Raw genomic sequence first — 279 nt, forward strand, 5'->3', positions numbered from 1 at the left:
AATCACTGGTGGAACCGTAACCGCAACAGGCGTAGGCTGGAAGTCTGGTGCTGGCATTGGTGGTGGTGGTGGTGGTTCAGGAGAAAACATTACAATCACTGGTGGAACCGTAACCGCAACAGGCGGAGATGGTGCTGCTGGCATTGGTGGTGGTGGTAGTGATTCAGGAAAAAACATTACAATCACTGGCGGAACCGTAACCGCAACAGGCGGAGGTGGTGCTGCTGGCATTGGTGGTGGTCGTCAGGGTGGTTCAGGAGAAAACATTACAATCACTGG

1 pseudogene is annotated in these 279 nt (G+C 53.4%); it reads left to right on the forward strand.

Features of this window, described 5'->3' with window-relative positions:
- A pseudogene (locus HMPREF3208_RS06790) lies at positions 1 to 279 on the forward strand (PE family protein); the annotation flags it as partial.

Source organism: Gardnerella vaginalis (assembly GCF_001546485.1).
In the GTDB taxonomy this organism is placed as follows: Bacteria; Actinomycetota; Actinomycetes; order Actinomycetales; family Bifidobacteriaceae; genus Bifidobacterium; species Bifidobacterium vaginale_D.